The sequence below is a fragment of the Nocardioides daejeonensis genome, from assembly GCF_003194585.1.
GTDB lineage: Bacteria > Actinomycetota > Actinomycetes > Propionibacteriales > Nocardioidaceae > Nocardioides > Nocardioides daejeonensis.
Genome location: NZ_QHKZ01000004.1, coordinates 212,295 through 233,429, shown reverse-complemented (window position 1 = coordinate 233,429; position 21,135 = coordinate 212,295). Strand labels below are relative to the sequence as shown.

The following is a 21,135-nucleotide window of genomic DNA, read 5'->3' as shown; positions in this document are numbered from 1 at the left end:
CGGACAGATGGGGTTGGAAGGCGGTGGGCCGGCCGCTCTGCTCTCGGCCGGCCCACCACCGTCAGCGGGGTGCCGTCGTGGCGAGGGCCGGCACCGGGGTGGCCGCGTCGACCGGCACGGCAGCCGGCTCGTCCTCGAGGTGGCTCGTCTCCGGGGCCAGGTACGCCGCCACGAAGGTGATGGCGCTCATCGCCGTGAAGTAGCCGACGATGTACCAGGGGCGGCCGTCGTTCGCAGCCAGCAGCGAGGTGGCGATGAGCGGGGCGAAGCCTCCCGCGAGGACCGAGCCGAACTGGTACCCCATCGAGGCGCCGCTGTAGCGGACACGGGTCGAGAACAGCTCGGAGAAGAAGGCGGCCTGCGGGCCGTACATGGCGTCGTGGAAGAGGTTCAGCCCGATCACCATGCCGATCACGATCAGCACCGGGCTGCCGGTGTCGGCCATCAGGAAGAACGGGATGATGAAGACGGCGCTGGTGACCGTGCCGAAGAGGTAGACCGGGCGACGGCCGACGCGGTCGGAGAGAGCGGCCCACAGCGGTACCGAGACGAGACCGATGGCGCTGGCGATGAGCACCGAGTAGAGGCCGATGTTGGTGTCCTCGTCGATCGAGCGCGCGATGTAGGCGATCCCGAAGGTCGTGTAGAGGTAGTAGACCGTGTTCTGCGACATCCGCATGCCCATGGTGAGCCAGATCGAGCGGCGCTCGTTGCGCACCACCTCGGCCAGCGGGTTCTCCGGCAGGGCGTCCTCGTCCTTGAGCCGTTGGAACGACTCCGGCTCGGCGAGCTTCGCTCGGATCACGAAGCCGACCATGACGAGCAGGGCGCTGGCCAGGAACGGGATCCGCCATCCGTAGGCGAGGAAGGCATCGTGGCTCATCGAGACCTTGGCGAGCGTGAAGGCGCCGACCGCTAGTAGCATGCCGCCCGAGACGCCGATCTGGGTGAACGACCCGTAGAGGCCGCGTTTGCCGGGCGGGGCGGACTCGACGGTCATCAGGGCGGCACCGCCCCATTCGCCGCCGACGCCGAACCCCTGCGCCAGACGCAGCACCAGAAGCAGCAGCGGCGCCACGATGCCGACGTGGTCGTAGGTGGGCAGGGCCCCGATCAGGGCAGTGGCGATGCCCATGATCAGCAGCGAGGCGACGAGCATCGCCTTGCGTCCGATCCGGTCGCCGACGTGACCGCCGACGAGCGCGCCGATAGGCCGCGCCAGGAAGCCGACGGCGTACGTCGCGAAGGAGGCGATCAGGCCGATCGCCGGAGAGACGTCGGGGAAGAAGAGGGGCGAGAACACGAGGGCAGCGGCGGTGCCGTAGAGGAAGAAGTCGTACCACTCGATGGTGGTGCCGACGAAGCTCCCGATGGCGACGAGTCGCGGAGAGTTCTGCCGGTGCGGCAGTGCGGGTTTCTGTGCCATTGCTTTTCACCAATCACGGGATGTTGGGAAGGAGGGTGGTGAACTCCGGCGGACGCGCGCTGTGCGGAGAAGGGCTCCCGGTCAGGGTGGAAGCCCTGGGCTTCGCGGCGACCCCGGTGCTGTGACCGTGGTCACCTTGAAGCTGTCCTCAGCGTGGTCCGGGCGCTCACCGGCTGGCAATGGCCAACCCCGCCAAGGCCTGTGCATTTCTGCACAACGCCCTGCTGACCTGGGCAGACGCTGACGGCGCGGAACCAGGCCGGACTGGAGTAGCGTGGCTGCATGGTGCGTGCAGACGACCTCGGAATCTTCCTCGAAGTCGCTCGTCACGGTCGGCTCACCGAGGCGGCGAAGGTCCTCAAGCTCAACCACACGACCGTCGGGCGACACATCTCGCAGCTGGAGCGCTCGGTGCAGCAGCGGCTCTTCAACCGCGAGCCGTCGGGGTGGACGCTCACCGAACCCGGCATGCGGCTGCTGGCCCATGCCGAGGCGATCGAGGCCGCCGTCCGGGCCGCCAACGAGGACTGCCTGCTCACCGGCAAGCACCTCACTGGATCCGTGCGGATCGTCGCGCCGGACGGCTTCGGCTCCTACCTGCTGGTGCCCGGGCTGGGCCGGTTCTCCGAGCAGCTGGGCGGCCTCACCGTGGAGGTGGTCACCGCCAATCGACACACCTCACTGACCTCGCGCGAGTTCGACGTGGCGATCACGATCGAGCGGCCGCAGGCCCGCGGTGTGAAGGTCTCCCTGCTGGCGAACTACCAGCTGGCCTTCTTCGGCGCGCCGGACTACCTGGCCACACGGCCCACGGTCACCGATCCGGCCGAGATCGCCGACGCCTTCGAGCTGATCTGGTACGTCGACGAGGCACTCGGCGCACACACGTACCAGACGCTCTACGGGCTGGTGCCCGACGCTGCTCCGCGGGTGCAGTCCAACAGCATCGCCGCCCAGATCAACGCGGCACAGCAGGGCATGGGTCTTGCGTTCCTGCCGACGTACATCGGGCGGCGGATCCCCGGCCTGGTCCGATTGCCCGGCGTGGAGCAGACCGTGCCGCACAGCTACTGGCTGCTGGTGCCCAGCAACTTCGAGCGGCTGGCCCGCGTGATGATGATGACCCGCATGCTCCACCAGCTCGTGCACGACACTGCCGGCCTCGCGCCACCCACGCGGCTCAGCCTCGTCGCCGACTGAGCGCAGCGGCAGGCTCAGCCCTCCGTGCGCGTGAAGGTGAGGTGGGTGACGCCGCTCGGCGCGGCGACCGTCTCGACGTCGTACCGCTCCTCGATCGCTTCGAGCCCGTCCCACAGCCGTACGCCGCGACCCAGCACGATCGGCACCTGTACGAGGTGCATGTGGTCGACGAGTCCGGCCAGCAGGAAGTCGCGCACGACGGTGGCACCGCCCCCGATGCGCACGTCGAGCCCGCCGGCCGCCTCCCGGGCGACCTGGAGCGCCTCCTCCGGGGTGGCGTCCAGGAAGTGGAAGGTGGTGCCGCCGGCCATCTCGAGCGGCGGGCGCGGACGATGCGTCAGCACGTAGGTCGGCGTGTGGAAGGGCGGCTCCTCGCCCCACCATCCGCGCCACTGGGGATCGTCCTGCCAGCCGGGCGGACCGAACTTGTTGGCCCCCATGATCTCGGCGCCGAAGCCCTGGCTGTGCTGCTGGGCGAAAGCGTCGTCGACCCCGGGCTGACCCTGCGACGACCAGAAGCGCGTGGCGAACATCCACTCGTGGAGGCGCTGGCCGGCGTGTCCGAACGGCGTCTCGAACGACTGCGGCTCCCCGGTCGCGAAGCCGTCCAGGGAGAGGGAGAAGTTGTGGATCCGGGTGCGTGACATCAGCACTCCTCACGGTGGCGGTCGGTGTCTCACCAAGAATGACCGGCGCCACGCCCCGGATCCATCGGTCCCGAGTGGACCGTTCTCCTCAGGCCATGACCGCGGCGAGCCGGCGTACGTGCTCGACACGGTCGCCCGGCTCCTCGGCCAGCGGGTTGAGCAGGAAGGTGCGCACGCCGGCGGCATGGAACTCCGCCACCTGGCGACGGATCGCCTCCTCGTCCCCCATGAGCGTCACCGCGTCGATCAGGTCGGCGGGGATCGCCTCGGCGGCCTCCGTCTTCTTGCCCGCGAGGTAGAGGTCCTGGATGTTCTTCGCCTCGTCCTCGTAGCCGTAGCGGCAGGCGAGCTGGTTGTAGAAGTTCTTGTCGCGCGCCCCCATGCCGCCGATGTAGAGCGCCAGCTGGTTGCGCACCTTGGCGATCGCCTCGGGCCCGGGCTCCCCGAAGTGGAAGTTCACCTGGAGCTGGATGTCGAGCTCGCCGAGCGCGGGGTCGCGCTTCGCCATGCCCTCGGCCAGCGCCGCGCCCCACGCCTCCTGCGCCTTGTGCGGGTGGAAGAAGAGCGGCTGCCAGCCCTGCGCGATCTCGGCGACCAGGGCGACGTTCTTCTCCCCGAGCGCGGCGATCGAGATCGGGATCTCGTTGCGGACCGGGCGGTTGATGATCTTCAGGGGCTTGCCGAGACCCGATCCGCCGTCCTCCTTGGTGAGCGGCACCGTGTAGTGCTTGCCCCGGTGCTCGACCGGCTCCCGACGCCAGACCTGACGGCAGATCTCGACGACCTCGCGGGTCCTGCCCAGAGGGGCGTCGTACTTCACGCCGTGGAAGCCCTCCACGACCTGCGGGCCGCTGGCGCCGAGGCCGAGGGTGAACCGTCCACCGGAGACGTAGTCGAGGCCCGCAGCCGTCATCGCGTTGAGCGACGGCGTACGCGAGTAGACCTGCAGGATCGCCGACATCAGCTCCAGCCGGTCGCTCTTCGCGGCGAGGTAGCCGATCTGGCTGACCGCGTCGAACGAGTACGCCTCGGGGATGGCGGCCATCTGCAGGCCGGCGTCCTCGTAGGCCAGCAACAGCTCGACGGTCTCGTCGAAGCCGCCGGCGTAGTCGATGATCATGCCCATCTTGATCGCGTTCATCGAGGCGCCATCCGGATCGCACCGTCGAGGCGGATCGTCTCGCCGTTGAGCATCGGGTTCTCGACCACGTGCGCGGCCAGGGCGCCGTACTCCGCGGGGTCACCGAGGCGGGAGGGGTGCGGCACCTGCTGGCCGAGGCTCCTGCGTGCCTCTTCGGGCAGCGAGGCGAGCAGCGGCGTGTCGAAGAGGCCGGGCGCAATGGTGACGACGCGGATGCCGAGGGTCGACAGGTCGCGGGCGATCGGCAGGGTCATGCCGACCACGCCGCCCTTCGACGCCGAGTACGCCGCCTGGCCGATCTGGCCGTCGAACGCCGCGACCGAGGCGGTGTTGACGATGACGCCGCGCTCCTCACCCAGCAGGTCGAGGCCGGCCATGTGCGCTGCGGTGAGGCGGATGACGTTGAAGGTGCCGAGCAGGTTGATCTCGATGATCCGCTGGAACTTGTCGTACGGGTAGGGCTCGTTGCCCCGCCCGACGGTCTTGATCGCGTCGCCGGTGCCGGCACAGTTGACCACGACGCGAAGCTCGCCGAGCTCGGAGGCCGCGGCGATGGCAGCCTTGACGTCCTCCTCGCTGCGCACGTCGGCCGGCACGAAGCGGACGGCGTCGCCGAGCTCCTTCGCCGTGGTCTCACCGGCGCCGCCGGGCAGGTCGAGGATGACGGCCCTGCCGCCCTTGGCCAGGAGCGCCTCGACGGTGGCCCGGCCCAGCCCGGAGGCGCCGCCGGTAACCAGGGCGACGGTCGTGGAGATCTGCATGGGTGCTCTCTTTCTCGGAAGGTTTCGCCTGAGTGGGGGAGCGCTCTCAGATGCGCTCGATGACGGTGGCGTTGGCCATGCCGTTGGCCTCGCACATGGTCTGCAGGCCGTAGCGGCCGCCGGTCGACTCGAGGTAGTTGACCAGGGTGGTCAGCAGCCGGGTGCCCGACGACCCGAGGGCGTGGCCGAGGGCGATGGCGCCACCCCACGGGTTGAGCTTGGCCGGGTCCGCGCCGAGCTCGTGGGCCCAGGCCAGCGGCACCGGCGCGAACGCCTCGTTGACCTCGTAGGCGTCGATGTCGTCGATGCCGAGACCGGCCTTGGCCAGCGCCTTCTGGGTGGCCGGAATCGGCGCGGTCAGCATCAGCAGCGGGTCGTCGCCGCTGACGGCGTAGGAGACGAAGCGGGCACGCGGCGTGAGGCCGAGCCGGCTCGCCATCTCCTCACTCATGATGAGCGCAGCGGAGGCGCCGTCGGTGAACGGCGAGGAGATGCCGGGGTGGATCTGCCAGGTGACGTCCGGGAAGCGGGCAGCCATCTCGTCGGTCCGGAAGGCGGGGTTGAGGCCGGCCAGGCCCTCGGCGGTCGTGCTGGCCCGCACCGTCTCGTCGATCGTGTGCACGGCGGTGCCCCCGTCGGCGGTCGGCACGGTGATCGGGACGATCTCGCTGTCGAAGTGGCCGGCGGCAATGGCCGCCGCGGCGCGCCGGTGCGACTCGGCGGCGTACGCGTCGAGGGTCTCGCGGTCGAGCTTCCAGCGCTGGGCGACCAACTCGGCGGAGACGCCCTGGTTGACCAGGCCCTCGGGGTAGCGGGCATGGACCTCGGGGCCGAGGTTGTCCTGGCCGAGGCTGCTGGTGCCCATGGGCACGCGGCTCATCGACTCGACGCCGGCGGCGATGACGATGTCGTAGGCGCCGGCGGAGATGCCCTGCGCGGCGAAGTGGACCGCCTGCTGGCTGGAGCCGCAGGCACGGTCGATCGTGGTCGCGGGGACCGAGTCGGGGAAGCCCGCACCGAGGACGGCAGCGCGGCCGATGTTGAGGGACTGCTCGCCGGCCTGCATCACGCAGCCGGTGATCACGTCGTCGATCAGCGCGGGGTCGAGGTCGTTGCGCTCGACGAGGGCACGGAGCACGTGGACGAGCATCGACGTCGGATGCGTGCCGGAGAGCGCCCCGCCCGGCTTGCCCTTGCCGGACGCGAGGCGGACGACATCGACGATGACGGGAGTAGGCATCGGGCCTCCAGGAGTCTGAGGGAGAATTAACCAGTCAGTGCTGACTGGTTAACGCGCAGAGTAGCCTTCGGCTTTGCCGTTGTCACCCCAGTGAGAGGTGGATCTCGTGGTCCGTGCCGTGCAGACCCGCTCCCTCGACGCGCAACGGCAGATCCTCGACGCCGCAGTCGAGGTGATGCTGGAGCACGGCTACAGCGGCGCATCGACGCTCCGGATCCAGGAGCGCGCGCAGGTCTCACGAGGACGCCTGCTGCACCACTTCCCCTCCCGGGACGACCTGCTCATCGCTGCGGTCCACCACCTCGCGAAGGCGCGCGTCGGCGAACTGCCCTCCGGCCATACCTGGCCAGCCGACCTCGGTGAGCGGGTCGACGCCGTGGTCGAGGCGATGGCGGCCACCTTCACCCAGGGCTACTTCTGGGCGGCCACCGAGCTCTGGATCGCCGCCCGGACCCATCCCTCGCTCCGCGACGCCCTGCTCGAGGGTGAGCGCGACATCGCCCGCGCCATCCGGATGGCCATGGACGACTTCTTCGGACCCGAGCTGGCCGCAAGACCTGGCTACGACGACTTCCGCGACGTGCTCTTCACCAGCCTGCGCGGGATGGCGCTGACCACGACCTTCGACCCCCGCGAGGAGCCGACGCAACGACACCTCGAGCGCCTCAAGCGCCTCGCTCGCGCCACCCTGCTGCCGTCAGCCTGACCGCGCCGCCCTCACGCCAGACGGCGGCCGTCTTGAAAGACCAATCCGAGGTGACCTCGACACGCCCAGTTCAACTGGGTGCCGGCGTGTGTCTGGCGATGGAACTCCCCCTCTGCGCCGTCGAACGGACCGTGGATTCCGCCAGTCCCAAGCAAAGCACGGGAACGAGGACTGGACCCACGCCGTCGCGGCCCAGCAAACTCTCCTCATGGACCTCAGACTCACCGGCCACGCCGCCCTGGTCACCGGCGGCAATCGCGGGATCGGCAAGGCGATAGCGTCCGCACTGGTCGGCGAGGGAGTGAGCGTCGTCTTGCTGGGTCGCGATGACGAGTCGCTGCGGGCCGCCCAGATGGAGGTGGGCGCCCGCGGAACAGTCCGGGCAGACACGACCGACGACGGCCAAGTGCGAGCAGCGGTCGATGCCGCCGTGGCCCTGCTGGGTCGCCTCGACATCGTGGTCAACTGCGCCGCACCCCGGTCGTTGCCCGGCCAGGTAAAAGGCCTGGCTGGGCTCGACGACGACGATCTGCTCCGAAACGTCGACACGAAGGTGCTCGGCTACCTGCGCGTGGTCCGAGCCGCAACGCCACACCTGAGAGAACGGGGCGGAGCCGTGGTCAACATCAGCGGCATCAACGCTCGAACGACCGGGTCGATCGCCGGGTCAATCCGCAACATTGGCGTAGTCGCCCTCACCAAGAACCTCGCAGATGAACTCGGCGCGGACGGCATCGCGGTCTCCTGCGTCCACCCGGGCATGACGATCACCGAGCGCAACGCTCACGATGCGGGAGCGACTAACACGGCAGCAGGCAACGCACTCGGGCGCGCGGTGAATGCCGCTGAGGTCGCTGACCTCGTCGCGTTCCTCGCCTCACCCCGCGGACGGATCACCAACGGCGCCATCATCACCGCCGACGGAGGTCGCCCCGGCACGATCTGGGCGTGAAGCCGAGTTCCCCGGGTCGCTGCTCAGCCCTTGCGGACGGCGAAGACCGCCTCCAGTTCCACACACGCACCACCTGGGAGGGAAGCGACCCCGACGGCGGCTCGCGCGTGCCGGGGCGTCTCGCGGAACACCTCCGCGAAGAACAGTGAAGCGCCGTCGATCACGGCCGGCTGACGTTCGAACTCCGGGTCCGCGCGAACGAAACCCCGCAAGTGCACCAAAGCCTCGACGTTCTGCATGCCCACGGCATGGTGCGCGGCGGCGAGCAGATTGATGGCGGCACCGCGCGCCTCGCGTGCTGCGTGTTCGATATCTACGTCAACTCCAACCACGCCGCGGTGGGCGGGGCGTTCTACCGTCCGAGAGGTATGCCCAGCGACGAAGAGCAGATCCCCTTGGCGGTACGACGATGCGTAGGCGCCGACCGCTGGTGGCGCCTTCGGCAACTCGACCCCCAACGCTCTGAGGCGGGCGAGCAGATCCACGGTCGTCACAATGCCGAACTCTCCTGCCTCATCCCCAGCCAGTTCAAGATCTCCTCCGTGTGCTGCCCCAAGGTCGGCGGAGCACTGTTGACTCGCGGTGTCACCCCGTCGAATCGAAGGGGGGAAGACACCTGCGGAAGGTCGCCCTCAACAGTGGCGACCCGCTGCAAAGGCTCCAAGCCAAGCCGTTCTGCGAACGCGAACGCCTCAGCGATGTCGTTGACCGCACCCGCCGGCACACCAGCGTCGTCGAGCGCACGGAGCAACTCCTCGGTGCCGACTGCGGCGAACGCAGGCTTCAGGACTTCCAGGAGTGCTGACCGATTGCCGACACGGTCCCGGTTGCTGCTGAACCTGGGGTCCTCGCTCAATTCTCCACACCCCAGGACCCTGCACAGCCCTTCGAACTGACGGTCGGTGCCACACGCGATTGCGACCTGTTTATCGCGCGTCTGGAACAACTCGTACGGCGTAATGCTCGGATGCACGTTCCCCAACCGTTGTGGAATCACCCCGGCAAGGGCGTAGGCACTGCCCTGGTTGGCCAAACTGCTCAGCAGGGACGAGAGGAGGTTGACCTCGACGTGACGCCCCCTCCCTGTGGACTGCCGCTCACGCAGACTGGCCAGCACACCGATCGCAGCATGCAGACCAGCCAGGATGTCGACCAGGGCGACCCCGACCTTCATCGGGCTACCTTCCGGCTCACCAGTGATGCTCATCAGGCCACCGACGGCCTGAACGACGAAGTCGTACCCGGGTCGATCGGCCCCCTCCCCGCTGCCGAACCCGGAGATCGAGCAATAGACCAGGGCCGGATTGAGACGGTGCGTCTCCTCGTAGCCGAGGCCGAGCTTCTCCATCGTCCCGGGCCTGAAGTTCTCGACCAACACGTCGGCGCGAGCGACCAGTTCCCGCGCCGCTGCGATCCCTTCCGCGCTGGTCAGATCCAGCGCCACACTGCGCTTATTACGGTTGACAGACAGGAAGTAGGTGCTCTCACCGCCGAGGAACGGTGGCCCCCAACTCCGCGTGTCATCACCGACACCGGGTCGCTCGACCTTGATCACGTCAGCGCCCAGGTCAGCCAGGAACATCGTGACCGTAGGCCCCGAGAGCACACGCGAGAAGTCGGCGACAAGGATGTCGCCTAGGCTCTTCATCACGACTTCCAACGGGCCGACGTGGTGCGCGGCGGGGTGAAGGACCCCTTGAGCACGACCAAAGCCGGCTTCTCGGAGACGAGGCCGTCGCGCACAGCCTGCTGGAGTTGCCCGGTGTCGGCCGTAACGACGGTCGGGATCCCGAAGGCCTGGCCCAGGCTCACCCAGTCGGGGCTCTGCAGATCCACCCCGGCACGCTCGTCACCGGCGATAACCTGGTCGTAGGCGAGCATCCCGTACGCCGAATCGTCGACGACGAGCATCGTTACTGGCAACGCCTCTTGTGCGATGGTCGCGAACTCGGCCAAGCCGAACAAGACGCCACCGTCACCACAGATGCCCAGTGTCGGCGTGCCAACCGAGGCCGGACCGACGGCGGCAGGCAGCGCATAGCCGAGCGTTCCCCACCCGACGGGGTACTGCAGTTGCCGGGAGCGATGGATCGAGCCATAGCCACCGAACCAATAGCCGGCGACAGCCATGTCGCAGACCACTGCAATACGCTCGTCCACGACCTCGTCGAGTGCCCGCACGAACGCCAGACCGTCGTGGTCAACCTCGTCGTCCTCCAACCGCCGGAATCCGGCCTCGGCAACCTCGCTGTGCGTGGTCGGTCGCCGGTCGCGTGTGATCCGCGCACTCAGTGCCGTAAGCACCTCGCGGGCATCGCCCAATACAGCGACATCGGGGGCGTAGTTCTTACGCAGATCGGTCGCATCGCAGTTGACTACTGCGAGCCGCTCCGGCATCGGCATCGTCCAGTTACGAGTCATCATGCCGTCGAAGTCGGTGCCGACCGCGAGCAAGAGGTCGGCTGACTCGATGAGGTCGGCGACTTCAGGTTCATGTGGCGGCAGGGCGATATGGCTCGGATGCCCCAAGGGCACCGCGCCTCTCGCCCCGTACGTCGTCACCACCGGCGCCTGCAGGCCTTCGGCGAGCCGCAACAGTTCGGCTTCGGCCTCGGACTGCACGATCCCGGCGCCTGCCCAGATCACGACGGAGGCGCTGTCATCGAGGAGTCGAACCAGATCGGCGAGCGCCGTGTCATCAGCGAGAGCGGGGCGGTCCGGGGCGACGACGCGGCCCTGGGGTGCGGGAGCCGAGAGGAGGTCGGTCGGCACGTCGATGTAGACCGGACCACGTGGGTACTCCATGCATGTGCGGAAAGCGTCCTCCAAGGCGCTGATGGCAGCCTCAGGGGTGCGCGGACGATACACCGCCTTGGCGAGCGGTTCGAAAATGGCGGCTTGGTCACGGGACTGGTGAAGGACGCCCTTCACACCCGGCTCGGCGAGGAACCTACTGTTCACCTCGCTGGCCACCAGCACCACCGGCGACCCACATGACGCAGCCTCGCCGAAGGCCCCTGCAGCATTGGCTGCTCCTGGGCCAGTCGTAGTGAGAGCGACCGCCGGCCGACCTGTCGCCCGCGCGAGTCCGTCGGCAGCGTAGACCGTCGTCTGTTCGTGCCGGACGCCGATGATGGGGGGATGGGCCTCGGTCCGATCGCGCCAGAACGGAAGGTTGTGTACGCCCGGGATCCCGAACGCGCGTTCCACTCCCGCTGCCGCGAACATCTCCAGGTAGCGGCCCGCCACCGTCGTCGGCTGGTTCTCAAGAGTCACAGACATTCCTTTCAGATCCTTAGCGCAGGTAGGCGGTCGTCGTGCAGGTGAAGAACTCGCGCGATGCGCGACCCTGCTCCTTCGGCCCGATACCACTGTCCTTCACGCCTCCGAAGGGCACGTGGGGGTCGGCACCAGCCGACTCCGAGTTGACGTGAAGGACGCCGACCTCGAGTTCGTCCATGATCCGTAGGGTTCGGGAAAGGTCGCTGGTGAACACCGCGGCACTGAGCCCGAACTCACTGGCGTTCGCAAGTTCCAGCACTCGGTCCTCATCGGCGCCAGTGGTCATGGCCAGTACGGGCCCGAAGACCTCCTCGCGCCAGATCGGCTGACGCACGTCGACCTCGAGGATCGTCGGCGGCACATAATGACCATCGTCGGGCGCCTCTGCCTGAGCCACGACACGAGCGCCCCCTCGGAGTGCGTCGTCGATCATCGACGTGATTTCTGCCTGCGCCCCTCCGGAGGAGACCGGCCCGACCGTGACATCGGATCGGGTTCCGTCACCGACGACCAAAGCCTCGATCCGTTGGACCAACAGGGTACGCAGGTCCTCAGCAACTGAGTCCTCAACCACGAGTCGGGAGGTGGCGGTGCACTTCTGGCCGGTGGAACGCATCGCGCCGAGCACGATCTGATCGGCCGCCAACTCGAGATCAGCATCGGCGAAGACGACGGCGGCGTTCTTCCCACCCATCTCAGCCTGGACCGGCCGCCGAAGTGGTGCGCAGAGTTGGAGTAGACCGGTACCGATACCCGTCGACCCGGTGAAGGTCACCGCATGGACGCCGGGGGCGCTGGCGATCTGGGAGCCGAGCGCGCCAGGGCCGATGATGAGGGAGAGCACTCCCGCGGGCAGCCCCGCATCATGCAGGGCCTCGGCAAGCCGGACAGCGAGGAGCGGCACGATGCTCGCCGGCTTCCATACCACCGCGTTACCGTGGATCAGCGCGGGCGCGATCTTCCACGCCGGGATGGCGATCGGGAAGTTCCATGGGGTGATGACGGCGACAACCCCGATCGGCTTGCGGGTTACGACGATGCGTTCGCCCCGCCGTGGCGAGGCGAACACCTCCCCGACCTCCCGGTCGGCCTGGCCAGCGTTGAAGCGGAAGATCTCGGCGGCGCGGCGCACCTCGCCGATGCCCTCAACAAGCGTCTTGCCCTCTTCGAGGGTGAGTTCTAGACCCAGAGCGTCGGCGCGTTCCTCCAGTAGCTCCGCCGTGCGCCGAAGGACCGCAGCTCGCTCATGCATCAGCGTACGGCGCCATGCCTGGGCCGCCTTGGTGGCCGCAGCGACTGCCTCGGTGACATCGTCCGGCGTCGCGGCATGCCCCGACGCCACGACCTCGTGCGGCCGAGCAGGGTTGCGCGACTCGATCGCTGATCCAGTCCCGGCGCGCCACTCACCGCCGACGAACTGTCGGATCTTGCTGGTCATTCGCAGCCTCCCATGGTTGGATTAAGTATACAGTCAACACGACGATCAGCAAGAGGGAGACGTGATGTCCACAACACTCATCACCAACATCGGGCTACTAGTCAGCGGCGACCCGGCCGTTCCACCGGTCAGGGACACCGCCGTGCTCATCGAAGACGGAGTGATCACCGAGATCGGCGCTCAGGCCGAGGCGGCTGACATCGTGATCGATGCAGCTGGACAATCGGTGATGCCCGGACTCATCGATGGTCACGTACACCCCACCGTTGGCGAGTGGACCCCGGCTCAGAACTCGACCGGCTGGGTCCGCAATTACCTGCACGGCGGCACGACGTCGATGGTCTCTGCGGGCGAACTGCACATCCCCGGGCTTCCGTTCGAAGACCTCACACCGCGTTTGGTGACAGGTCTGGCGACGTTGGCCAAGCGCACGATCGGCAGCTATCGGCCCTCGGGGGTCAAGGTCCACGCCGGCACACTGCTGTTGGTCCGCGGTCTGACGGACGCCCATTTCGACACCCTGGCCGACGACGGCATTTCCCAGCTCAAGTTCATCTTCTACGACTGGTCGCACCTGGAGGACGGCGAGGCGCAGCAATACGTCACGTGGGCGCATGAACGTCGCATGACGGTGAAGATGCACTCCGGTGGCGTGTCGCGCTCCGGCTCTAGCCGGGTGGCTGGCCACGAACTGGTCACTGCCGTTTCGCCGGATGTCATCGCGCACATCTCCGGCGGTCCGATTCCGATGCCCGACGATGAGATTGTCCGCACCATCCAGGACCTGCCGGAGGCCACCGTCGAGGTGTGCTCCTCGATGAACTATCGGGCCACCCAGGTCACTGTCGATGAACTGGTGCGCACCAACCAGTTGCATCGCCTGACCCTCGGCACCGACACGCCAGGAGGTACCGGCGTCATCCCACGTGGGATGCTGCGCAACATCGGCTACCTCGCCAGCGTGTGTGGACTGAGCCCCGAACTGGCCATCGCAGCCGGCACCGGCAATGTCGCCCGCCGTCATGGGTTGCCGGGCGGTGTACTGACTGTGGGCCAGCCGGCAGACCTGCTGATCCTCGGCCCCATCACGGGCTCGCGGGCTACCGATGTGCTTGAGTGCTTCCAACTCGGCGACCTGCCCGGGATCAGCCTGGTGATGGTCGACGGCGAGATCCTCGTGAGCGGACGCAGCGAGCAGACGCCGCCGCCCACCGTAGGCGCCACCGTCCACTGAGCATCCCGCTCCGATGCGCACGAGCCGCGCCAGGCTGAGCGGGGCGCCGCTCGTGCTCATCGGAGTCGGTTCGCTCAGAGTGCTAGTCGGGGCTGGGCGTCGGCGACCGCACGCCTGACCATCACGCTGGCTAACTGAGCGCGGTAGTCGTCGCCCTCACCTGCGTCGACAGCAAGGACCGCGGCACGGGTCGCTTCGGCCGCCGCCGTCACGTCCCGCCCAGCGGACGAGGCCAGGACTGCCGCAGCTTCGGGGACGGGCAGAGGCTTGGCAGTCAGCGCACCAATCCACACCTCGCAACGCCTGTCGTCGAGAACGACCGCCGCTGCCACGGTGGGGCGCTCCTTCAGAGCCAGCCGGTGATAACCGACCCGCGCTCCCACCCTCGGGAGCGGCACGGTGATGCGCGTCATGATCTCCGCGGGAGCCAGTGCAGTCGCAAACGCGCCGATCAGGAACTCGCGGAGCGGGAGCGTCCTCCCTCCCTGCGGACCGACCAGGTCGACCGTCGCGTCCAGCGCCGCCAGCAAGGTCGCCGGGTCGGAGTGCGGCTCTGCGAAGCAAAGGTTGCCGCCGAGCGTCCCGGCATTGCGAACACGGATGTTGGCGACCGCCTTCTCCAACGAGACGAGCGCGGGCATCATATGGGCGATATCGCGATGACGTTCGATTCGACGATGGGTGACCCCCGCCCCGATCGTGAGCCGGTCATCAGCGACCTCCAGCCTCTTGAGATCGGCGATCCGCTTGCCGTCTATGAGGTGACCCGGTTGGGCGAAGCCGAGCTTCATCAACAGCAGTAGTTCGGTGCCGCCCATGTGCAACACGGCGTCGTCACCGTACTTCTCCAGGAGCCGGACCGCCGAGAGCAGGTCGTCCGGCCGGTGGAGCTCAAAAGGCGACATGCTCACGACCGGTCCTCCGCTATGTTCAACTGCTGTGCTTCTTCATGAGCCCGTAGGGCCCGCCATACGCGTTCGGGTGTCAGCGGCAGGTCTCTGATCCGCACACCGGTGGCATCCTCAAGGGCGTTGGCCACTGCGGGCGCAATCCCGAGCGTGCCCCCCTCACCGGCACCCTTGGAACCGAAGGGACCGGGGCCATCCCGATTCTCGAGCAGGATGGTGTGGAAGTCATGGGGCAGATCTTCAGCACGTGGCACGCGGTAGTCCACCAAGCTCGGGTTGATCAACTCAGGCCCATTGAACTCGAGCTCCTCGTAGAGAGTGTGTCCCAGCCCCATGACCGTTGAACCCTCGTCCTGCCCCTCACACCCTTCGGGGTTGATCGCGAAGCCAACGTCAGCGACCGAAGCACACTTGACCAAGGTCAGCACTCCGGTCTCAGGATCGACCTCGACCTCCACTGCAGAGTGTCCGACCTCGTAGAACGAACTGGAGTAGCCAAGTGGGCCGTCGCCCTTCGTCGTGTCCTGCACCCCGATGGCCGAGACCGAACCGAGCCAATCCGGCTGCAACCGACGAACCTCGGCGAGCACCTCGACGAAGGGCTTGCGCTGCCCGCCAGCCACCACGTCCGGACCGTCCAACCGAAGATCCTGGCTAGTGCCCATCACCTGTTCGGCGGCATCGCACACCTGGGCATAGACCTGACAGGCGGCGTCGTAGACCGCGCTCCCGACGGAGATCGTCGACCTGCTGGCGTTCGTGCCCGGATCGAAGCGCTGGCCCCAAGTATCGACCGCGCGGACCCGAACGTCCTCGAAGCGCGCGCGCAGCCCATCGGCCGCGATCTGCGCGTACGCGGTCTGGGGCCCCTGGCCCAACTCAATGGTCGAGGCAACCACCTCGACCGATCCGTCACGGTGTAGGTGAACCTCGGCTTCGACCCGAGCGGCCCCACCGCCGCCGTCCTTGACGCCGGAACCGACGCCGCGCCCGCGTCCCGGCGGCCGTGGCTGGTCCCAGCCGATCGCGTCGGCCGCCAACTGCAGGCCCTGCGGCAGGTCGGCATCCATCGGCGCGTCGTCACCGAGGAACGGCTCACCTCGCTCAGTAAGGAACCGCTTGCGATACTCCAGCGGGCTCATCTTGAGGTGACGAGCGATCTCATCGACCGCCGACTCGCCGGCCCAGACCACCTGCGGCGTCGAGAAACCTCGGAACGCGCCGGCGGGGACCCGGTTGCTGTAGACAGCGATCCCCACCGCCCTGCTGTTCGGGATCGAGTAGGGCCCAGCCGAACGATAGGCACCCTTGCGAGCAACCCGAGGGCCCTTGTCTGCGTAGGCTCCCGTGTCATATACAACCTGCGAGTCGCGCGCGATTATTCGCCCGTCGGCGCCGATGCCGGTCCGCATTGTCACGACCGCGGCGTGCCTGATGACAGTGTGGAAAGACTCGTTGATGCTGTTGACCAGCCGCACTGGCCGCTGCGCCACCAGTGCCATCGCAGCCGTCACGGGTTCGTACTTAGCCTGGCCCTTCGACCCGTACCCGCCGCCGACGTACGGCACGCGGACCCTCACCTGGTTGTGGGGCACGCCGAAGATGCGGGCCAGATCAGCCCGCACCTTGTGTGGCTGCTGAGTGCCTGCCCACATGTCGAGTCCGGCGCTCGTCCATTCAGCGAGGTAAGCATGGGGCTCCATCGCGTAGTGATACACGGCTGGGAACGTGTAAGTCGCTTCGTGGACATACACGGCCTCTGCCAGCGCTCGGTCGACGTCGCCGTACTCGAAGACCGATCGACTGCACACGTTGGCGAGCTCCGGGTCCGCGGGGCGCTCTGGGTGGATGAGCGTTTCGGCATGCATCGCCGCCGCCGCATTCTCGAGGATCGGGAGTTCTTCGACCTCGAGCCTGACCAGCTCTGCCGCCCGGTCCGCGATCTCTTGCGTCTCAGCGACGACACCGGCGAACGGTTCGCCGATGTAACGGACCCGATCAACGGAGAGGAAGGGTTGGTCCAGGACCGACTCGCCGTAGTACATATCGAGATGTTCGAAGTCCTTGGCGGTCACCACACAGACCACGCCCGGCAGAGCGAGAGCCGCAGAGGTGTCGATGTTCCTAATAGCGCCGTGGGCGACCTTGCTGCGCACCAGCCGCGCAAAGGCCATGCCCGGCACCTCGAGATCACTGGTGTAACGCGCCCGTCCAGTGACCTTGTCGATGATGTCCTTACGTTGACGCCGCTGGCCAGCCTCGTTCGGTCCCATCACATCTGCTCCAAGGCCTGTTGGGCCGCCTCGATGATCTTCACGTAGCCGGTGCACCTACAGAGCGTGCTGGAGAGGTACTCCTTGATCCGCTCCTCATCAGCGTCGGGATACTCCAAGCACAAAGCCACCACACTCATGACCATGCCTGGGGTGCAGAAACCACACTGCGCAGCACTGTGATCGACGAACGCCTGCTGTACCGGATGCAGCTCATCGCCGTCCGCCAGGCCTTCGACGGTCACCACGTCGGCACCGTCGACATCCGCAGTCAGCGTGGTGCATGCACTAATCGCCTGACCGTCACGAAGGACTGTGCACGCACCGCAGATCTCCACGTCGCACGACCGTTTCGTCCCTGTCAGACGCATCCGAGCCCGCAGGGTGTCGATAAGTAGTTCGTGATCGGGCGCGTCAACGACCTCGGCGTGTCCGTTGAGGGTGAACTCAGTTTCCATGCAGATCTTCCAGACTGTCTTCCAAGAGCGAACCGATGAGCGTGCCGCAGCGGACCGAGCCCCTCTTTCGAAAGGCCCAGTCCGCTGCCAGGTCACATCGCCATCACAGCGTGCTGCAGTCGACGTACATCTTGGCCACATCGTCGGGTGTGATCTTCGAACCGTCGATGGTGAAGGTCGTCGCGTCTGCCATGTTGGCGATCATCTCCGGAGTGATCTCACTACTGGTCGACAGCACCGGCAGGCCGGAGTCGAGGATGTCAGGCATGACTTCGCTATCTTTACCCCACTTCTTGAACGTGTCGGTGGCGAGCTGTTCGTCCTCCTTGAACATCTTCTGCGCCTCGTAGTAATCCGCACAGAACTGCTTGATGTCCTCGGGGCGTTCCTTAAGAGCCTTGTCAGTCACCGTGATCACGTCTAGCGGGTTCGGCCCGATGGTCTCGCCGACGTTGCCCAAGATGTGAGCCGCGCCCTCGTGCTCCAATGTGAAGGCAGCCTGCGCCGACCACATGAACCCGTCAATGCTGCCACTGCGCAAAGCGGCCATGAGACCGTTCAGATCACCGACCGGCACGATCTCGTAGTCGCTCTTCGACCAGCCGAGTGTCTGGGCAAGCTTCACTCCGGAGTAGTGACCGGCCGACCCGAAGCTCGAGACGCCGATCTTTCCACCCTTCCAGTCCTCGACCTTGTCGATGCCGAGGTTCTTCCGGACGATGATGTACTGGCCCCAGATATCGATGGTTGGTCCGACGATCTTGGCGGGCAATCCCTGCTCGATGGCACCGATGAAGCGGTTGGGCGAGGCGATCGCGATGTCTGCGTCGCCGGAAGCCAGGGCCTGCGCGGCGTCCTGACTGACCGTCAGCTTGACATCCAGCCCACTCTTCTCGAAGAGGCCAAGCTCGTCGGCCGCCTCGGCGCCGATCATGGACAGGTCGTACTCATCGCTGGTGATGACGCGCAGCGCACCATCGCTCTCGTCGTCACCGCCACCACACGCAGCGAGCATCATCGCGCCGGCTATCGCCAGGACTCCGAGCTTCGTCTTGTATCCGCGCACTGGAATTTCCTCTCAATCAAGCGTTGTGCTAGGTAGCCGGCCAGAGTCAGCCGGGAGGTCCGGGTCCGATCAGCCGACCCGGCGCGACTCAGCTCGCGCCCCCCTCTCCCCCGAGCAACTGGATCAGCCTCGCTGAAGAGAGCACGTCGGCGTACTTCAGGCCCATGTCGAAGAGCGACATCCGGTGGGACGCACCCACCCGGTCGAAGCAGGCATCGGCGGCGACCGCGACTTTGAAGTTATGGGTGAATGCGTCGACGACCGTTGCGCGTACGCAGCCACTCGTCGTGGTGCCCGCAACGACCACCGAATCGACGCCGAGCCCGATCAGATGGCGCGTCAGCGGCGTGCCGAAAAACGCGCTCGGCCCCTCCTTCTCAAGCAGGACGTCGGACTGCTCCCGGAAGCCGCACTCCTGCACAATGTCTCGCGCATCCGCTCGCGGAGCATCGTCGTGCCGAGCGTTCTTGTCGCTCCAGCGACTCGCTGTGATGGAAGGCGCACCGCGGGTGAAGAAGACGGGCACGTCACTGTGCCGCGCGGCGTCGACGAGACCCGCCAGCGTGGGTATCGCCTCCCAGGCAGCCGGACCGCAGGCCAGCGGGTAGGCGCTGACCGCCTCCGCCAGCGAGGAGCCCCGATGCCCACAAAACGCATAGGTGACGTCGACCACCAGCAACGCAGGTCGCGCGCCGATGCCCATCGAACGCCCGTACCCAGCGCTTGCGAGGGCCGCTCGCTCCTCGTCGGTGAGGAACTCGGCGCCCGGCAGTTCGACGACGCCGGGGTCGGCAGCATTAAGGGCGTTCATGCCTGGCCCTCCATGTTCTTGGGGAGCAGTTTCGAGATCAGGAGATGGAAGATGCCGACCACGAGCAGGATGACCAGGATGATCGCGTAGGAACGCGCCGTGTTGAACGACTGCGAGTAGAACTTCAGCAGGTAGCCCAGGCCATTGGTGGCGCTGAGCATCTCAGCCACCAACACGGTGACGAGCGTGAGCGCACATCCGATCCGTAACCCGGCAGCAGCCATAGGGACAGCCGCCCTGAACTTGATTTGCCAGTCCATCTGACGCTTGGACGCCCCGTAGGCGCGGCCAACCGAGACGTACTTGGGGTCGACACCGCGGAAGGCGCGCAAGCAGTTGAAGGCGATCGGGAAGAACGCGGACGAAGTTGCGTAGGCGATCTTGGAGGACATCCCTACCCCCAGCCACAAGATGATGAGCGGGTAGAAGAGGATGTGGGGGACGAGGTATCCCCACACAAGGAGAGGCTCGATCACCTTGGCACGCAGGTCGGTGCGGGCCGCCCAGAAAGCCACAACGAATGCACTCAGCGCAGCGATGACCAACGAGATCACCAGTTCGGTGAGCGTGACCCACAGTGCGTCATAGACCGCCCTGTTCTCGAGGAACTGCAGGAACTCGTCGAAGACATCACCGATCTTCGGCACGATCAGCGTCGAAGCGCCTCCGGGCCCTTGGGCGTATCCCCAGACAGCGAAGAGCGCGATCAGCGCGGCCAGCCGAAGGACGTTCGCCTTGATCCTTCTCGCGGTCCCCCTGACCGCTTGGGTCGAAGTCGCAGACATCACTGACTCGCTTCGGCCATGGCGCTGGGGACCTCGAGCAGCCGGAAGAGTTCAGCCCGGATCAACGCGAACTCATCCGTTCCGATGAAAGACAACGAACGAGGACGCGGAGCCTTGACCTCGATCTCCTTCGCAATCCGACCGGGGCGCGCGCTAAGCACGATGATCCGGTCAGCCCAGAAGACCGCCTCATCGAGACTGTGTGTCACCATCACCACAGAACGCTCGGTCTCAGTGAGGATCCGCCCCATTTCGGATCCCAACTTCTGTCGGGTTTGCTCGTCCAAAGCCCCGAAGGGCTCGTCCATCAACAAGATGTCCGGATCCATGGCCATCGCCCGTGCGACGGCGACCCGCTGCTGCATGCCACCCGACAGTTCGCGGGGAAACTGTTTGGCGAACTCGTCAAGGCCGACGAGTTCCAACATCTCTTGGCCCTTCGCCCGGCCTTCAGCCTTGGACCTGCCAGCGAAGTGGAGCCCAACGGCGGCGTTGTCCAGCACGTTCTTCCAGGGCAGCAAGGTGTAGTCCTGGAAAACAAAGGCAGCCCGGTTCGGGTCCGGTTCGGTGACCGGCTGGCCGTTGACAGTCACCTCGCCCCTCGACGGGGATAGGAGGCCCCCGAAGCACTTCAACAGCGTCGACTTACCGCAGCCACTCGGTCCGATGATGGTGACAAACTCGCGGTCGGCGATCTCAAGGTTGATGTCGGTCAGCGCAGGCACAGAGCGCCCGCCCGCAGTCCGGTAGGTGACTTCGAGATTCTTGGCTTGGAGAGCCATCAGTTACTCCTGGTGATGAAGGACG

Annotated in this window: 20 protein-coding genes; 4 read left to right on the top strand and 16 right to left on the bottom strand. The window is 66.7% G+C overall.

Going from position 1 to position 21,135, the window contains the following annotated elements:
* Nucleotides 1-61 precede the first annotated feature (61 nt).
* On the bottom strand, nucleotides 62-1,426 hold the full coding sequence (locus DNK54_RS12245; protein ID WP_110207260.1) for an MFS transporter: 1,365 nt from the start codon (nucleotides 1,424-1,426) through the stop codon (nucleotides 62-64).
* 282 nt (nucleotides 1,427-1,708) lie between these two features.
* Here DNK54_RS12245 and DNK54_RS12240 point away from each other — a divergent pair, with 282 nt between their 5' ends.
* Nucleotides 1,709-2,626, top strand: a complete 918-nt coding sequence (locus DNK54_RS12240; protein ID WP_110207259.1) for a LysR family transcriptional regulator — start codon at nucleotides 1,709-1,711, stop codon at nucleotides 2,624-2,626.
* A gap of 14 nt (nucleotides 2,627-2,640) precedes the next feature.
* Here the strand turns inward: DNK54_RS12240 and DNK54_RS12235 are convergent, their stop codons facing one another.
* From DNK54_RS12235 to DNK54_RS12220, 4 genes are all read right to left on the bottom strand, one after another.
* Nucleotides 2,641-3,273 (bottom strand): dihydrofolate reductase family protein, encoded by a 633-nt coding sequence (locus tag DNK54_RS12235; protein ID WP_110207258.1) that lies wholly within the window; start codon nucleotides 3,271-3,273, stop codon nucleotides 2,641-2,643.
* Between the two features lie 88 nt (nucleotides 3,274-3,361).
* Nucleotides 3,362-4,414 carry an LLM class F420-dependent oxidoreductase gene (locus DNK54_RS12230; protein ID WP_239460062.1) on the bottom strand — a complete coding sequence of 351 codons (1,053 nt, stop codon included), beginning with the start codon at nucleotides 4,412-4,414 and terminating at the stop codon, nucleotides 3,362-3,364.
* Nucleotides 4,411-5,175 carry a 3-hydroxyacyl-CoA dehydrogenase gene (locus DNK54_RS12225; protein WP_110207257.1) on the bottom strand — a complete coding sequence of 255 codons (765 nt, stop codon included), beginning with the start codon at nucleotides 5,173-5,175 and terminating at the stop codon, nucleotides 4,411-4,413. Before DNK54_RS12225 ends, DNK54_RS12230 begins: the two co-directional genes overlap by 4 nt.
* Nucleotides 5,176-5,221: 46 nt before the next feature.
* Nucleotides 5,222-6,415 carry a thiolase family protein gene (locus tag DNK54_RS12220; RefSeq protein WP_110207256.1) on the bottom strand — a complete coding sequence of 398 codons (1,194 nt, stop codon included), beginning with the start codon at nucleotides 6,413-6,415 and terminating at the stop codon, nucleotides 5,222-5,224.
* Between the two features lie 106 nt (nucleotides 6,416-6,521).
* On the opposite strand from DNK54_RS12220, the gene DNK54_RS12215 reads away from it, so the two are divergent.
* Together DNK54_RS12215 and DNK54_RS12210 are read left to right on the top strand one after the other, a co-directional pair.
* Nucleotides 6,522-7,121 carry a TetR/AcrR family transcriptional regulator gene (locus DNK54_RS12215; RefSeq protein ID WP_162602427.1) on the top strand — a complete coding sequence of 200 codons (600 nt, stop codon included), beginning with the start codon at nucleotides 6,522-6,524 and terminating at the stop codon, nucleotides 7,119-7,121.
* A gap of 208 nt (nucleotides 7,122-7,329) precedes the next feature.
* Nucleotides 7,330-8,073, top strand: coding sequence for an SDR family NAD(P)-dependent oxidoreductase (locus tag DNK54_RS12210; RefSeq protein WP_110207254.1), 744 nt, complete (start codon nucleotides 7,330-7,332; stop codon nucleotides 8,071-8,073).
* Nucleotides 8,074-8,096: 23 nt separating this feature from the next.
* Here DNK54_RS12210 and DNK54_RS12205 read toward each other — a convergent pair whose 3' ends face one another.
* From DNK54_RS12205 to DNK54_RS12190, 4 genes are all read right to left on the bottom strand, one after another.
* Nucleotides 8,097-8,558, bottom strand: coding sequence for a RidA family protein (locus DNK54_RS12205; RefSeq protein WP_110207501.1), 462 nt, complete (start codon nucleotides 8,556-8,558; stop codon nucleotides 8,097-8,099).
* A gap of 5 nt (nucleotides 8,559-8,563) precedes the next feature.
* Nucleotides 8,564-9,721: a CaiB/BaiF CoA transferase family protein gene (locus tag DNK54_RS12200; RefSeq protein WP_110207253.1), complete on the bottom strand. Its 1,158-nt coding sequence runs from the start codon at nucleotides 9,719-9,721 to the stop codon at nucleotides 8,564-8,566.
* On the bottom strand, nucleotides 9,721-11,301 hold the full coding sequence (locus DNK54_RS12195) for a thiamine pyrophosphate-binding protein (RefSeq protein WP_239460094.1): 1,581 nt from the start codon (nucleotides 11,299-11,301) through the stop codon (nucleotides 9,721-9,723). The genes DNK54_RS12200 and DNK54_RS12195 overlap by 1 nt, the downstream gene beginning before the upstream one ends.
* Before the next feature lie 67 nt (nucleotides 11,302-11,368).
* Nucleotides 11,369-12,793, bottom strand: coding sequence for an aldehyde dehydrogenase family protein (locus DNK54_RS12190; RefSeq protein ID WP_110207251.1), 1,425 nt, complete (start codon nucleotides 12,791-12,793; stop codon nucleotides 11,369-11,371).
* 142 nt (nucleotides 12,794-12,935) lie between these two features.
* On the opposite strand from DNK54_RS12190, the gene DNK54_RS12185 reads away from it, so the two are divergent.
* On the top strand, nucleotides 12,936-14,027 hold the full coding sequence (locus DNK54_RS12185) for an amidohydrolase family protein (protein ID WP_204164558.1): 1,092 nt from the start codon (nucleotides 12,936-12,938) through the stop codon (nucleotides 14,025-14,027).
* A 74-nt stretch (nucleotides 14,028-14,101) separates the two neighbouring features.
* On the opposite strand, the gene DNK54_RS12180 is transcribed toward DNK54_RS12185, so the two are convergent.
* The 7 genes from DNK54_RS12180 to DNK54_RS12150 all read right to left on the bottom strand — a co-directional run bounded on the left by DNK54_RS12180 (nucleotide 14,102) and on the right by DNK54_RS12150 (nucleotide 21,110).
* Entirely contained in the window at nucleotides 14,102-14,932 is an 831-nt protein-coding gene (locus tag DNK54_RS12180) for an FAD binding domain-containing protein (protein ID WP_239460093.1), read from the bottom strand.
* Between the two features lie 2 nt (nucleotides 14,933-14,934).
* A complete protein-coding gene (locus DNK54_RS12175; protein ID WP_110207248.1) occupies nucleotides 14,935-17,208 on the bottom strand; it encodes a xanthine dehydrogenase family protein molybdopterin-binding subunit in 2,274 nt (757 codons plus the stop codon).
* On the bottom strand, nucleotides 17,208-17,666 hold the full coding sequence (locus DNK54_RS12170; protein WP_110207247.1) for a (2Fe-2S)-binding protein: 459 nt from the start codon (nucleotides 17,664-17,666) through the stop codon (nucleotides 17,208-17,210). Before DNK54_RS12170 ends, DNK54_RS12175 begins: the two co-directional genes overlap by 1 nt.
* Nucleotides 17,667-17,769: 103 nt before the next feature.
* Entirely contained in the window at nucleotides 17,770-18,732 is a 963-nt protein-coding gene (locus DNK54_RS12165; protein ID WP_110207246.1) for an ABC transporter substrate-binding protein, read from the bottom strand.
* An 88-nt stretch (nucleotides 18,733-18,820) separates the two neighbouring features.
* Nucleotides 18,821-19,543, bottom strand: a complete 723-nt coding sequence (locus DNK54_RS12160; protein ID WP_110207245.1) for an isochorismatase family protein — start codon at nucleotides 19,541-19,543, stop codon at nucleotides 18,821-18,823.
* Entirely contained in the window at nucleotides 19,540-20,328 is a 789-nt protein-coding gene (locus DNK54_RS12155; protein WP_110207244.1) for an ABC transporter permease, read from the bottom strand. Before DNK54_RS12155 ends, DNK54_RS12160 begins: the two co-directional genes overlap by 4 nt.
* Entirely contained in the window at nucleotides 20,328-21,110 is a 783-nt protein-coding gene (locus DNK54_RS12150) for an ABC transporter ATP-binding protein (protein ID WP_110207243.1), read from the bottom strand. The genes DNK54_RS12155 and DNK54_RS12150 overlap by 1 nt, the downstream gene beginning before the upstream one ends.
* Nucleotides 21,111-21,135 lie beyond the last annotated feature (25 nt).